Genomic DNA, 13,744 nt, shown 5'->3' with positions numbered 1-13,744 from the left:
GAGTGTATATGAAAAAAATATTTAGTTTAACAGCTACAGTATTACTTATGATTTTAATACTTACCGGCTGTACAAGTAAAAGGGTAAAATTAGACTTAAGCGATATGCAGGGACCAGAAACAAAAATCTTATTAGATGGCAAAGAATATAGCAAAGATAAGGACGAATTTTTCAAGATGTTAGAAAATATAGAAGAATATAATAAATCTTCTGTAAATGAGACACCAGTAAATGTAGATAATTACCATACTTTTGAAATAGAAAATGCTGGTAAAAAAAGATACTTGCATGTTTATGCTAAGAAAAATATAGTAAGCAGATATTATATAGAAATGCCATATGAAGGCATTTGGAATATCGATTCAAATCTTTATGAAAAATTAATAGACTAAGCATAAAATGAGTGTTCAAGTTTTCTTAAACACTCATTTTTTAGCTAATTCACTTGATTTATTTAATAGGAATAGTGACACTAGCAAGGTTAATAATTCTGAAGCAAACAAGGCATACCATATGCTATGGTGTGAAAATATCATCGGTATAAGTATGATAGACAAGCTTATACTTATATAACCACGTAGGGCAGATATGATAAATTCATATTTTGGTCTTTTTACAGCAGTTAGGTATCCACCGATCCCAGTATTAAAACCTAAAACTAAAAATCCTAAGCTAAATATTCTTAAGGCATAGATAGAAAATTTAATAAATTCTACATCATCACTCTTGAAGAATAATCCAAATACCTGGCCTGGGAATATTTGTATCATGGTAAATATCAATATACCAGCTATAGCTACAGTAACAAGCATATATCTTTTTAATCTATTTACTACACCATATTCTTTAGCCCCATAAAAGTATGAGGTTAATGGTTGGGCACTTTGGTTTATAGCAAGCATAGTATTTACTACTAGGGTAAGTACATAGGCTAAGACTGAGAATGTAGTCAATCCTACTTCACCATAACTATCTCCTAGGGCGTTATTGAACATTAATATAATAAAACCTGTAGATAATTCTGTAAGAGATGCTGGGGCCCCATAAATAAATATTTCCTTTAAATTGCTTAGCCTTAACTTAAATTTGGTTAAGCTTAATTTAGCCTTCTTAGACCTAAAATAAATTACATAACCAATACATGGTAGGGTTTGGGCTATACCGGTTGCGACTGCAGCACCCTTCACACCATAGTCATATATAAAGATAAATACATAGTCTAAGACTATATTTGTCAAGGCTGAAACTACCATAAATACAATAGCCAATTGAGGTGTACCATCAGCTTTTACCATGATTTCAAATATATAGGTCATTATAAAAAATGTACTAAATAATATAATTACAGATAAATAATCTTTTACTAAATCCTTAATAGAGTCTGTTGCTCCCAGCATATCTACCAATATATCTAAGTTAAAATAACTTACTAAAGTAAGAATGATGGAAATTGTAAAAGATAAAAATAAGCCTATAGTGAAGGCTTCATTAGCCCTGTGTTCATCTTTTCTACCTAAATAATAGGTAATGATATTTGAACTACCAATAGATATAAGCATGGATACAGCAAATAAAAGTGCCACATAAGGCATGGCTATATTTACAGCTGATAGGGCATGGCTACCAACTCCTTGTCCAACAAAGATCCCATCTATCATGGTATAGGTTGAAAATAATACCATGGTGGCCAAGGTTGGTAATAAGTATTTTAAATATGTTTTAAATAAATTAGTTTTTGTCATTTAACTTCCTTTTTCTTGTAAAATTCTAAGATACAAAGACTATTATATTAATCTAATTAACTAAGGTCAAGTGTATATAGCATTGTAATTATACATAAGTCTAATTAATGTTATAATAGTTTTAGGAGATAATATGAAAAAAATAATTATAATAGCTGGTCCTACTGCGGTAGGTAAGTCTGACCTTGCTATCAAGCTTGCAAAAAAATTGAATACTGAGATTGTATCCGCTGATTCCATGCAAATATATAGGAAAATGGATATAGGTACAGCTAAAATCAAAGAAGAAGAAATGGATGGCATAGTCCACCATATGATTGATATAGTCGATCCAGATGAAAATTATTCTGTACAAAATTTCCAAAACCAGGCCTATGAAATATTTGATGATATTTTTGAAAAAGATATGGTGCCGGTAGTAGTAGGGGGTACGGGTCTTTATATTGATTCTCTAGTTTATGACTATGATTTTCTAAATGTGAAACCTGACTACAAGCTTAGAAAAGAATTAGAAGACCAGTATAAAGAAGATCCACAGAGTCTTTTAGACCAGGTAAGAGCAATTGATTCTGATCTCTATAAAAATATTAACCTTAATGATATGAAAAAAATGATAAGAATCATTGAAGTCTACAAATTGGCCGGTAAAAAAATAAATTACGATAGGGAAAACTTAAATGAAGATATCGACTATAAGCTTTTTGTCCTAACTGATGATAGGGAAGTCCTTTATGAAAGGATAAATAAAAGAGTTGATCAAATGATAGACCAAGGATTGATAGATGAAGTTAAGGGTTTATTAGATGAAGGCCTAGACAAAAATGTCCAGTCCTTAAAGGCAATCGGCTATAGGGAAGTCATCCCTTATTTAGAAGGCCAATATGGCAAGGAAGAGATGATAGAGCTTATAAAAAGAAATTCTAGACGTTATGCTAAGAGACAATTGACTTGGTTTAGGAGAAATGAATATTCCGACTGGATTGATATCTCTAAAGAAGAATTTAATAGCCCTAATAAAATAATAGATTATATAATGAAAAAAGCTTGGTAACTATCCATTAAAGATACCAAGCTTTAGTGCTTTATTTAAGACTTCAAAGTCTATATCAGTAAAGTCTCTCATATTTCCATCAATATTTCCTATCATTGGGCCATCTAAGGATTCTATATGACCACTTACAAGCTCAAAGTTTTCACTGATAGGAAGCTTCATATGCTTTTCACTCTTATATTTGGCTAAAAATCCAAGCAGTTTTACAAACTTATCTTTTTTTAGAGAGTTAAAGTTTAAAATACCATCTTCTATTTCAGCATAGGGTGCAGGCTGGAATCCAGTCCCATAAAACCTACCATTTGTCACTGCTGTGATATATCTATCATTTGTAGATTCCTGGATTGTACCATCAGCTAGTTTGTATGTAAACTTGTACTTATAGGCAGTCAGTTTAGTTAAATTTAAGGCTACAGCCAATATAATAGAAAGCTTTTTAAATTTACCCAATTTTTCTTTTAGCTCTAAAGATTTTTTCAATACCTGACTTTCAAATCCAAATGAAAAAGCATTTAAGCATAGGTCATCATTGACTCTAATCAAGTCTATATCTTTTATTTCTAAGCTTTCAACCTTATCCAATATTTGGTCAAAAGATAACTTTGGATAAATAGTCCTAGAAAAATCATTTCCTGTACCATTAGGTAAAAAGGAGAATATAATATCCTTGCCTCTAATAGCATTAACAGTTTCTCCTAGAGACCCATCTCCACCAACGGTAATGATAAGTTGGCCAGGATTTTTACTTGCAAAGTCATGGGCAATATTGGTGACTGAATTAGCATTTTTTGTAAGATGTATTTTATATTTATTTTTATCAAGGATATTGGAAAATTTATTATCTATTTTTTTTGCAATATCATCATAGTTTTTAGAAGCGGTGCTTATTATCACGCAAATCTGGTCAAATTCATTTAAAAACATAAGGTCCCCCAATTATTATATTTTACCATAAAACGGGGAATCTTTATCGAATAAATATTATTTAGGAATATACAATCTTTTACCTGGTTGGATATTTGAACCAGTTAATCCATTCAACTCTTTAATCTCATAAACTACTTGTCTTACATCTTTTTTAGAGTTGATTTGTTCAGCTATTGTCCATAAGCTGTCACCTTGTTTTACTATCAAACTAGGTTGATTTTCTGACCTACCTTCTACAATACTATTTCCGAAAACATTAAATGTAAAAAATACTAATAAAGTAATGAGGCTAAGGCTCATTATTATAAATCTGTTGAATTTTCTCTGATCTTTAATTCTAAATTTCATATCTACCTCTCAATCAAACATTTGTTCTTTTCATATACTTATATTAACAGAACATTTGTTCTATGTCAACAAAAAAAGAACATTTGTTTTCTTTTGTGTATTTTGTTATAATTTAGATAAAGATAGGAGCCTGATATGAACGATAGACAAAAACAAGTTTTAGATTTTATTAAACAATTTATAGCAAAAAACCAGTTAGCACCGACAGTAAGAGATATACAAAATGGCGTTGGTATAAAATCAACGTCTACTGTTTCAAATGATTTAGCCAAGTTAGAAAAAGAAGGATATATAGAAAGATCAAATTTAAAATCAAGAGCCATCAAGCTTTTGGTAGATAATGAATATGAAGATGAGATTTTATCTAGTAAGGAAGAGACTATTGATATACCTGTTCTAGGTAATATCGCTGCTGGTAGTCCAACCTATGCTGAAGAAAATATAGAGTCATATTATCCTGTACCTACACATATTACTAAAAATAAGGATTATTTCTTATTAAAGGTAAAAGGTGACTCCATGATAGAAGCTGGTATATTAGAAGATGATTTGATTTTGGTAGAAAAAACAAATTATGCCAACCATGGAGAAATTGTTGTAGCACTTATAGAAGATTCAGCTACAGTTAAAAGATTATATAAAAAAAATGGACAAGTTATGCTAATTCCTGAAAACTCTTCTATGGATCCCATTATACCAGAGTATATGGAAATACTAGGGAGGGTTATTTCCTTATTCAGAGAAAATATATAGTTTTCTACAATAAACTTTGTTATTGAGCTTAAAACTGTTATAATAGTTCTTTAAGAGTAAAATATTTAGGAGTAGAAATGCCATTAGTAGAAAGTCAAGAAGACTTTAATAGATATAAAAAATTTGTTAGAAATTCAAAGTTTGCTAAACCAATGCAAGACCCAAATTGGGCAAAGGTAAAAGATAATTGGTCAGTTGATTATGTTTATGTTGAAAGAAGTAATCAAATAGTAGCTGCTTTGACCATTTTAGGAATCAAAAATAAAGATAGCGGATACTTCCTTTACGCACCAAGAGGTCCTGTTTGCGATTTTAAAGATTACGATTTAGTTGATGAGTTAATAAAAGAAGCTAGTGTTTTAAAGGATAAGTATAATGCCTTCTTATTAAGGATAGATCCTGAAGTTATCTTTAATGAAAAAACTATTTATGAATATAGAAAAAGAGGCTATGATTTTAGAACTTATGGGGAAGATGAACATTCATTTAGCCAACCTAGACATAGTATGATTTTACCTATTTCTGGTATGAGTGAAGATGAATTATTTAAAGGATTCTCTTCATCAACAAGAAGATACCTAAGAAAATCATTTAAAAGTGGTGTAGAAACTGTTTTAGAAACTAATGAAAAAACCTTAGATAAATTTTATGAGCTAACAAAGATTATGGCTGAAAGACAGGGAGTAACTTACAGGCCAAAAGATTATTTCCAAAGACTTATTGACCATAGTGGAGGAATAATATTTACCACTTACTATTAAGGAGAAGCCTTATCATCATCATCTTTATTAGTTCCTTATGGTGACAAAGTATATTACCTATATGCAGCCAGTTCAAATGAACATAGAAATAAAATGCCGAACTACAATATGATATGGGAAGAAATAAAATGGTCTAGAGAAAATGGTTATGACTATTTTGATTTTGGTGGAATATATTCATTAGATTCCTTAGATGGCTTATATAGATTTAAAGAAGGTTTTTGCTATCCAGATAGGTATTCTAACTTTATTGGTGAATTAGACGTAGTCTATGATAGAGAAAAATATAATATTTTCTTAGATAAATAGTATATATAGGCTATATCCGCAAAGGTTGCTTATGAATTGTGAAAATATAATAGATAAAATAAAAAATGATAATAAACTTTTATCAGATATATGTGCTTATTTTCAAATAGACCATAAAGCCGTAGATTTGATCCACCATACAGCACGTTCTGTAAGTGATATTAGAATGCAATTTAATATAGATTATAATTGGATTCTTAAAATCTCTACAAATAACAATTTAGATGAAAAATTTTTTATAGAAACCAGCAAGCTTATTCATAACTACAATAAGTCTAGAATCTATGCACCAAGATATAAAATATCTAGAGATGATAAATACTTATATGAGTTAGACTTTGAAAATATAAGCTTTATAGCCTGGATAGAAGAATATGCACCATATAAAATATGCTCAAGTGATGATTATAACGAAGATCTTAAAATTCAAGTATTAGAAGAAACTTCAAAGTACATGACTATGTACACAAATAAGGACCTTATGTCTAGAAATAGTATGTGGTCTATAATTGACTTGTCTATATGGGATGAGAAAATAGATGAAAAAGAAGAGAATTATCTTTCGTTAAGAGAATCTCTACTTGATATTGAACAAAAAGAATTAGTTTCAAAGCTTGATAAAATAAACCTTGATTGTAGAGAAAGAATAAAAAACAATATCAAAGACTTAAGAAAATGCTCTATACAGGCTGACCTAAATCCTTCAAACCTATTATTAAAAGATGGAGAGTTTGTAGGTTTAATTGACTTTAATATGGCTGGTAAAGAAGTAAATATAAATCATATATTGAATGAAACTAGGTATGATTTGTCATTAGAAGATTTTGAAAGTTTAAGTGCTGAAGAAATCTATTATAAAATGACCAATTACCGAAAAAATCTTCTTAATCATATCTTTAAATATTATAAATTAGATGATTTAGAAATAGAAATGTGGGACTCATATAGAAAGATAGTGGACCTATTTTTATTCCCATATGTGAGTTTATGGCGATATTTAATTAAAGAAAATATACATGTTGATAAAGTGATAGAACTTATCAATTTAATAATGGAAAGTTAAAGACTGTTTACACTTTTTGTGTAAAACAGTCTTTTTTGATTTCTCTATTCTTCTGATTTTTCTTCATCCATTTTTATAGCATTCAATGGATTGTGACTTATAGCACCTTTAATACTATCATCTGCCACATGGGTATATATTTGTGTCGTTGCCACTGAAGTATGGCCTAAGACTTTTTGCAATGTCCTAATATCAACACCTTCTCTATACATAAGTGTAGCTGCTGTATGTCTTAGCTTGTGGACTGAATACTTCCTAGTATCAAATCCAGCCTTGGCCAAATACTTATCTAGCATGTGTTGGACAGCCCTGTTTGACATACGACTATACCTATTACTTAAGAATAAGGCCTTTTCTTCTTCTAAGTCAGGTCTTACCATCAAATATTGGTCTATAGCATATCTTGCAGCTTCAGTCATATAAACTATTCTTTCCTTGTTACCCTTACCAATTACTGTAAATTCCAAGTCTTTTAAGCTAGTAGTATCCATAGATGTAAGTTCAGAAAGTCTTATACCAGTAGTTAAAAATAGTAAGACTATAGCAAAGTCCCTATATCTTAGAAAGGCATTCTTCTCCTGGGCTATGACTTCTAACAATCTTTTTGATTCATCAAAGGTCATATAAACTGGGTTTCTTTTTTTCATCTTTGGTAATTCTAGCTCTAAAGTTGGGTTTTCATCCAAGGACTTGGCTACAGTATTCAGATACTTATAAAAAGTCCTCAATGAAGAAACTTTTCTAGACCTTGTGGTTGTAGAATTGTCCCTGTCGTTGTCCCTATAAGATATGTAAGAATGCAAGTCTATAATGCTTATACCTTTTAAGTCTTCAACCTTAAGCTTTCTTATATCAATATCTTCAATCTCTTTTTCTTCAAAATCTAATAAGTTGAGTCTGTAGGTCATAAATTTTAAATATAATCTTAAGTCATAATAATATTCATGGACTGTATTTGGTGAGAGTCCCTTAATTGTCTTCAAATAACTTAAAAAATCTCTTAAGAAATATGGAATATCCTTGTACATAATTCCTCCTTAACCTATTATATACTATATTTGATCTTATTTTAAATGTTATAATAAGAAAATAAGGGAGCGAAATATATGAAAATATACCATACAAATGATATACACAGTAACTTTGAATTTTTTAAAAAGGCAAGTGCCTATATAAACGAAAATAAGAAAGATGAAGATTTATACTTGGATAGCGGTGACTTTGCCGACCTAAGTAACTTTATAGTCCAAGCCGATAGGGGACAATCAGCCCTTAAATTAGCCTTTTCTTTTAAGCTAGATGCAATGGCTATAGGTAACAACGAGCTTGACCTAGGCTATGATGCTGTAAGTTATTTAGTAAATAAATTTCCTTTAATCAGTGCGAATGTTACCGACGGGACTGGTAATAAAATTGAGGGTCTTAATGGATCAATTAGCATAAAGAAAAATGATATCAATTTTCTAGTTATTGCCTTGTCTCCATACTTTAATTCGCACTTTAGAGCTGGTGCTTACAACGATTTTCTAAAAAATGGTAATCTATTAACCACTGATCCTTTTGAAGCTATAGAACGAGAACTTGAAGCAAATAAAGGAAAATATGATTATCTAATTCTACTTTCCCATAGTGGACTTTGGATGGATGAAATATTTATTAAAAAATATCCACAAATAGACCTTATCCTTGGTGGACATTCACACGATGTATGGATAGACAGGAAATATTCCCAATCTGGACGAGGTGAAAACTTAGGGATAATTGACTTATCTATAATTGATAAAAAAATAACTATTGAAAGCATTGACCATAAATACCTAGATGAAAAAGAAAATATGAAATTTGATGAAATATATAAATCAAAGTCTGACCTAGCTACAAATATCTTATCCCAAGAAATTGCAGCTGTCGATAGTCTTTCATATGAACCATATGAAGAATGTCAGTTAATAAACTTTATATGCGATTCAATACTTGATGAGATGTCTGGCGACTTAGCAATCATGCATAATGGTATTGCTAATCATTCCTTAGTTAAACCGATTTCTAGACTAACTTTATTAGATACAATCCCATCCAAATTGAATCCAACCAAATACAAGGTTAAGGGTTCGGATATACTAGAAGCCATAAGCTTATCACAAGACCAAGATTATATTAGAAGACCTTCTAGAGGTCCAGGTTTTAGAGGTACTATAATTGGAGATTTATCATTTTCTTCTAATGTAAAGATACAAGAAGATCCTTTAAAAGTTACCATAGATAATGAAGAACTTGATCCAGTAAAAGAATATACAATTGTAAGTCACGACTATATACAAAGAGGTTCAATTTATCCATCATTAAAAACTGAAAATAAAAATGCCACATGGCATAAACTTTTTATAAGGGATTTGATGGAAAAGTATTTAAATAACCAAGATATATTTGATAGATCACTTATAAAAAGAAAATATCCAAATAAGACCCATTTTAGTCGAAAATAGACATATATTTACTTGTCTATATAAATAAAAAGCTCTTAAAACGCAAATTAGAGACGAATAGCTATTTTATCAGGTTTATAAAGTGTTTTTCTAGTATTATAGTATAATTTACTATAAATAGATAGAATTTACCGTGATTTAAATAATAAAGTAATAAGATCTAGTTAATTGAGCTAGTAAATAAATAATACAAGACACAAGAAATATAAAGTATAAGAAATTTAATACAAGAAGAATTGATGAGAAAATATTAAGGACAAGAGCTATATAAGATATAAGAATAGATTAAGTAGAAGCAGTTTCTAAAGGATAAGAAATTCATTTAGAGAATTTACAATAGATTTGATAGAGTAGTTAAATAATTTTTTGAGAGACATAGAGGACATACAAATTGCCTGAATTGAAATTAAGTATAAAAACTTGGAAGAATGGCTATAAAGCTGTATCAGAGCAGGTCTCTTCATTTCGATTTAAAAGAATGGGTTTTGTCGCAAAATTATTATTTTGTGACAAACTTTATATTTTTATATGGAAACATTTTTAGACACATCTTACCCTACCTTTATAACTACAACTAATTTTTATATCAATATAATTATTTAAAATATATAAAGAGAGAAATAAATTCTCTCTTTTTCCATTTATATTTTATTTAATATTAAGCAGATAAAATTATTTAACTAAAATATTTCTGCAATCATACATCTAGCAGATCCACCGCCATAAAATTCTATAGTACTTACATCTGCATGGACTATCTCTGTTGTCTTTTCAATAGCTGACTTTTGTTCCTCAGTTAAAGACTTATATGCATTGGTAGACATTACTATAAAATTATTTCCATCAGTACCTTTAAGTTCTAAGGTGTTTCCAAGCCCAGACTTTAATTGGTCGGGATATATTTCTATTATTTCATTTCCATCTTTTTCTAGAGACTCTCTTACTCTTCCCCTATCCTTTTCATCTATGGCTTGTAGACATATTAGGGCTTTCTTTTCACCAATTCCCATCATTATATTTGTATGGTAAATAATATTTCCATCTTGGTATGATTCAAAATAACAAGGCCTATGGCCTGTATCTTCACACCATTTTAAAAATAGGTCCTTGTCAGATCTTTCAGATAATGAAGTATAGGCTGTTTTATTCTTCCTATCTATAACAATAGCTCCGGTACCTTCAAGTACCATATTTTTCTCTCTTAAGTCAGAATAATCTCTTATATACAATTCACCTGAAGTCTTATTTTTAGCTATTTCTTCAACTTTAGATTTAAATTTATATATTTCTTCCTGCCTATTTTCAGCAAACATTGGATAAATTACTAAAAGTCCACCTTCATGGCTGGAAAACCAATTATTTGGAAAGATAGAATCAGGTGTATGTGGAATGGTAGTATCCTCGATTATATTTACTTTTACTCCCTTAGATCTAATAGCATCTACCAAGCCATTAAACTCTTCTAAGGCCTTCTTTTGAATGATTTCGGGCGACTTATTATCATTATTTTGATAAGTATTATTCACCGCAGTTTCTTCATTAAAATCAAATCTTTTTGGTTTGATCATTACAATTTCATCAGTGGTATGCTTAAACATATTTACTCCTAAATTAAATAGATCTGATTTACTTTATTAGTATATCAGACCTATTTTATCATATTTCTATTTTATTTTGCATAGGCAGAAGCTCTTATTTCTCTTATAACATGAACTTTTATCTTACCTGGATATTCTAATTCTTCTTCAATTCTATGGGCAATTTCTTGTGATAATAAGGTTATTTTATCGTCAGATATCTTATCTGGTTCTACTATAACTCTTATTTCCCTACCAGCTTGAATTGCATAAGCTGATTTAATACCATCATATGAATTAGCAATTTCTTCAAGGTTTGAAAGTCTTTGTAAGTAAGCTTCTATTGATTCTCTTCTTGCTCCTGGTCTTGCTGCTGAAATAGCATCTGCAGCTTGTACAACCATAGCTTCCAGTGAATTGAATGGTACATCAAAGTGGTGAGCTTCAACACAATGTACAATTTCTTCATTTATCTTATATTTTCTTAATAATCTTACACCAATTTCAACGTGTGTACCTTCAATCTCTTGATCTAAAGCCTTACCTATATCATGTAAAAGTCCAGCTCTTCTAGCTGTTCTCGCATTTATACCTAATTCGGTTGCTAGGTTACCAGCTATATTAGCAACTTCTACAGAGTGTTCTAAAACATTTTGTCCATAAGAAGTTCTGAAATTTAAAATACCTAAGGTCCTTATTATTTCATGTGGTAGACCGTGTACACGAGCTCTTTCTGCAGCATCTTCACCATATTGTCTAATCCTGTCTTCAACTTCTTCTACAGCTAGTTCATAAACTTCTTCTATCCTAGCTGGATGAATCCTACCATCAATCATTAATTTTTCTAATGTAATAGTAGCAATTTCTCTTCTTTTTGGATCATATGATGATAATACTACCGCTTCTGGTGTATCGTCGATTATAACGTCTACACCTGTTATATTTTCAAAAGATCTAATGTTTCTACCTTCTTTACCAATTATCCTACCCTTCATATCATCATTTGGAAGGGTTACTAGGGTAACTGATGATTGGGCTACAACATCAGAAGCTTGCCTTTGAACTGCTCTAGTGATAACTTCTCTAGCTAGTTTATTTTGATCTTCTTTTATTCTAGCTTCGTAGTCTCTTACTATAAGAGCTCTTTGGTGTTCAGCTTCTTCATTTGCCATGTCCAAAACTATTTGCTTAGCTTCTTCATTGGTTAATGAAGCAATCTTTTCTAATTCTAGCTTTTGTTCTTCTAGACTTTCGTCTATTTGTAATTCTTTTTCTTCAACATTTTTAAGCTTAGCATTTAATGATTCTTGTTTTCTATCAAGTTTTTCTGACTTTTTATCTAAGCTGTCTTCTTTTTTATCTAAAAGATCTTCTCTTTTATTTAATCTTTGTTCTTGTTTGCTAAGTTCGTTACGTTTTTTAGTTTCTTCTAATTCTATATTTTGTTTTAATTTATATACTTCTTCTTTAGCTGTCAACAAACTTTCTTTTTTTATATTTTCAGCATCTCTGTTAGCATCATCGATAATTCTTCTGGAAATATTCTCAGCAGAACTAATCTTGTTCCTATCAGATTTTTTCTTCATAATTGAAACAACAATATACCCAATTATAACTCCCACAAGCAAGGCAAGAACATAATATACTATATCCATATTGCCTCCTATTAGATGCTATTCTATTTTGTCTGAATCTTCTTCAACTACTTCTTCTTGCTTACCATATTGTAAGCTTTTAGCATGTTCTCTTACTTTTGTTTCTATTTCATCACATACATCTTGGTTTTCTTCTAGGTAAGTTTTTATATTTTCTCTACCTTGTCCTAGTCTTTCACCATCATATGAATACCAAGAACCTGCCTTATCAATAATTCCAAAGTCTACAGCTGTATCAAGTATTGTACCAGTTTTTGAAATACCTGTACCATACATAATATCAAATGTAGCTACTTTGAATGGTGGAGCAACCTTATTTTTAACAACTCTTACTTGAGTTGAGTTACCGATTACTTCATCCTTGTCTTTGATTTGTTCTTTTCTTCTAATATCAAGTCTTACACTTGAGTAGAATTTAAGAGCTATACCACCTGTTGTGGTTTCAGGGTTACCAAACATAATACCAATCTTTTGTCTCAATTGGTTCAAGAAAATTACAGTACAATTTGATTTTGCAACTATAGCCGTTAATTTTCTTAAAGCTTGGGACATAAGTCTAGCTAATAGACCAACATGGGTATCCCCCATATCCCCCTCTATTTCAGCTCTTGGAACTAGGGCTGCTACAGAGTCAACTACTATTATATCAACAGCATTTGATCTAACTAGTGATTCTGTAATAGCCAAAGCTTGTTCACCAGTATCAGGCTGTGATAAAACTAAGTTTTCTGTATCAACACCTAAATTTTTAGCATAGTTTACATCTAAAGCATGCTCTGCGTCAATAAAGGAAGCAATCCCACCCAATTTTTGTGCTTCAGCTATAGAATGTAAGGCTAAGGTTGTTTTACCAGATGATTCGGGACCATAAATTTCAACTATCCTACCCCTTGGTAAGCCACCAATGCCTAGAGCTATGTCTAGGTTAAGAGCTCCAGTAGGAATAGCGTCAATATTTGGTACTGCAGCTTCATCACCAAGCACCATTATTGATCCTTTACCATATGACTTTTCAATTTGTGATAAGGCCCTATCGAGGGCTTTTTTCTTTTCTAAATCAATATCAGTCATT

General features: G+C 30.6%; 13 protein-coding genes and 1 pseudogene. 7 read left to right on the top strand and 7 right to left on the bottom strand.

All coding sequences use genetic code 11. The annotated features are described in order from the left end of the window. Nucleotides 1-8: 8 nt before the first annotated feature. Nucleotides 9-392 (top strand): DUF5301 domain-containing protein, encoded by a 384-nt coding sequence (locus C4Q29_RS00520; RefSeq protein WP_103980872.1) that lies wholly within the window; start codon nt 9-11, stop codon nt 390-392. Nucleotides 393-425: 33 nt separating this feature from the next. Here C4Q29_RS00520 and C4Q29_RS00515 read toward each other — a convergent pair whose 3' ends face one another. After that, a complete protein-coding gene (locus C4Q29_RS00515) occupies nt 426-1,742 on the bottom strand; it encodes an MATE family efflux transporter (RefSeq protein ID WP_103980871.1) in 1,317 nt (438 codons plus the stop codon). Between the two features lie 133 nt (nt 1,743-1,875). On the opposite strand from C4Q29_RS00515, the gene miaA reads away from it, so the two are divergent. Continuing rightward, nucleotides 1,876-2,793 carry a tRNA (adenosine(37)-N6)-dimethylallyltransferase MiaA gene (miaA, locus tag C4Q29_RS00510; protein WP_103980870.1) on the top strand — a complete coding sequence of 306 codons (918 nt, stop codon included), beginning with the start codon at nt 1,876-1,878 and terminating at the stop codon, nt 2,791-2,793. On the opposite strand, the gene C4Q29_RS00505 is transcribed toward miaA, so the two are convergent. Next, complete coding sequence (locus C4Q29_RS00505; RefSeq protein ID WP_103980869.1) at nt 2,794-3,717, bottom strand: diacylglycerol/lipid kinase family protein; 924 nt, start codon at nt 3,715-3,717, stop codon at nt 2,794-2,796. It abuts the gene before it with no gap. 57 nt (nt 3,718-3,774) lie between these two features. After that, the gene (locus C4Q29_RS00500; RefSeq protein WP_103980868.1) at nt 3,775-4,068 is read right to left on the bottom strand and encodes a LysM peptidoglycan-binding domain-containing protein; all 294 of its coding nucleotides are present in this window, start codon (nt 4,066-4,068) and stop codon (nt 3,775-3,777) included. A 135-nt stretch (nt 4,069-4,203) separates the two neighbouring features. On the opposite strand from C4Q29_RS00500, the gene lexA reads away from it, so the two are divergent. The 4 genes and pseudogenes from lexA to C4Q29_RS00485 all read left to right on the top strand — a co-directional run bounded on the left by lexA (nt 4,204) and on the right by C4Q29_RS00485 (nt 6,954). Then, complete coding sequence (gene lexA / locus C4Q29_RS00495; RefSeq protein WP_103980867.1) at nt 4,204-4,821, top strand: transcriptional repressor LexA; 618 nt, start codon at nt 4,204-4,206, stop codon at nt 4,819-4,821. Nucleotides 4,822-4,898: 77 nt separating this feature from the next. After that, entirely contained in the window at nt 4,899-5,582 is a 684-nt protein-coding gene (locus C4Q29_RS00490; RefSeq protein WP_234993998.1) for a lipid II:glycine glycyltransferase FemX, read from the top strand. 27 nt (nt 5,583-5,609) lie between these two features. Next, nucleotides 5,610-5,891: pseudogene (locus C4Q29_RS06405) on the top strand (peptidoglycan bridge formation glycyltransferase FemA/FemB family protein); the annotation flags it as partial. Between the two features lie 31 nt (nt 5,892-5,922). After that, nucleotides 5,923-6,954 (top strand): aminoglycoside phosphotransferase/kinase family protein, encoded by a 1,032-nt coding sequence (locus C4Q29_RS00485; RefSeq protein ID WP_103980866.1) that lies wholly within the window; start codon nt 5,923-5,925, stop codon nt 6,952-6,954. Nucleotides 6,955-6,998: 44 nt separating this feature from the next. On the opposite strand, the gene C4Q29_RS00480 is transcribed toward C4Q29_RS00485, so the two are convergent. After that, nucleotides 6,999-7,982: a tyrosine recombinase XerC gene (locus C4Q29_RS00480; protein WP_103980865.1), complete on the bottom strand. Its 984-nt coding sequence runs from the start codon at nt 7,980-7,982 to the stop codon at nt 6,999-7,001. A gap of 78 nt (nt 7,983-8,060) precedes the next feature. On the opposite strand from C4Q29_RS00480, the gene C4Q29_RS00475 reads away from it, so the two are divergent. Further along, entirely contained in the window at nt 8,061-9,440 is a 1,380-nt protein-coding gene (locus C4Q29_RS00475) for a bifunctional metallophosphatase/5'-nucleotidase (RefSeq protein ID WP_103980864.1), read from the top strand. Nucleotides 9,441-10,120: 680 nt separating this feature from the next. Here C4Q29_RS00475 and ctlX read toward each other — a convergent pair. The 3 genes from ctlX to recA form a co-directional block, all read right to left on the bottom strand. Further along, nucleotides 10,121-11,038: a citrulline utilization hydrolase CtlX gene (gene ctlX, locus C4Q29_RS00470; protein WP_103980863.1), complete on the bottom strand. Its 918-nt coding sequence runs from the start codon at nt 11,036-11,038 to the stop codon at nt 10,121-10,123. A gap of 71 nt (nt 11,039-11,109) precedes the next feature. Then, nucleotides 11,110-12,684, bottom strand: a complete 1,575-nt coding sequence (gene rny, locus C4Q29_RS00465; RefSeq protein WP_370737684.1) for a ribonuclease Y — start codon at nt 12,682-12,684, stop codon at nt 11,110-11,112. A gap of 6 nt (nt 12,685-12,690) precedes the next feature. After that, nucleotides 12,691-13,743 carry a recombinase RecA gene (recA, locus tag C4Q29_RS00460; RefSeq protein WP_103980861.1) on the bottom strand — a complete coding sequence of 351 codons (1,053 nt, stop codon included), beginning with the start codon at nt 13,741-13,743 and terminating at the stop codon, nt 12,691-12,693. Nucleotide 13,744: the final 1 nt, after the last annotated feature.

The sequence above is a fragment of the Helcococcus massiliensis genome (genome assembly GCF_900258485.1).
Taxonomy (GTDB): domain Bacteria; phylum Bacillota; class Clostridia; order Tissierellales; family Peptoniphilaceae; genus Helcococcus; species Helcococcus massiliensis.
The sequence above is the reverse complement of the archived record's forward strand: the minus strand, read 5'-3'. Positions and strand labels throughout refer to the sequence as shown.

Coding starts and splice junctions, on each gene's coding strand:
- C4Q29_RS00520 (WP_103980872.1), top strand. CDS start 9: ATGAAAAAAATATTTAGTTTAACAGCTACAGTATTACTTATGATTTTA.
- C4Q29_RS00515 (WP_103980871.1), bottom strand. CDS start 1,742: ATGACAAAAACTAATTTATTTAAAACATATTTAAAATACTTATTACCA.
- miaA (WP_103980870.1), top strand. CDS start 1,876: ATGAAAAAAATAATTATAATAGCTGGTCCTACTGCGGTAGGTAAGTCT.
- C4Q29_RS00505 (WP_103980869.1), bottom strand. CDS start 3,717: ATGTTTTTAAATGAATTTGACCAGATTTGCGTGATAATAAGCACCGCT.
- C4Q29_RS00500 (WP_103980868.1), bottom strand. CDS start 4,068: ATGAAATTTAGAATTAAAGATCAGAGAAAATTCAACAGATTTATAATA.
- lexA (WP_103980867.1), top strand. CDS start 4,204: ATGAACGATAGACAAAAACAAGTTTTAGATTTTATTAAACAATTTATA.
- C4Q29_RS00490 (WP_234993998.1), top strand. CDS start 4,899: ATGCCATTAGTAGAAAGTCAAGAAGACTTTAATAGATATAAAAAATTT.
- C4Q29_RS00485 (WP_103980866.1), top strand. CDS start 5,923: ATGAATTGTGAAAATATAATAGATAAAATAAAAAATGATAATAAACTT.
- C4Q29_RS00480 (WP_103980865.1), bottom strand. CDS start 7,982: ATGTACAAGGATATTCCATATTTCTTAAGAGATTTTTTAAGTTATTTG.
- C4Q29_RS00475 (WP_103980864.1), top strand. CDS start 8,061: ATGAAAATATACCATACAAATGATATACACAGTAACTTTGAATTTTTT.
- ctlX (WP_103980863.1), bottom strand. CDS start 11,038: ATGTTTAAGCATACCACTGATGAAATTGTAATGATCAAACCAAAAAGA.
- recA (WP_103980861.1), bottom strand. CDS start 13,743: ATGACTGATATTGATTTAGAAAAGAAAAAAGCCCTCGATAGGGCCTTA.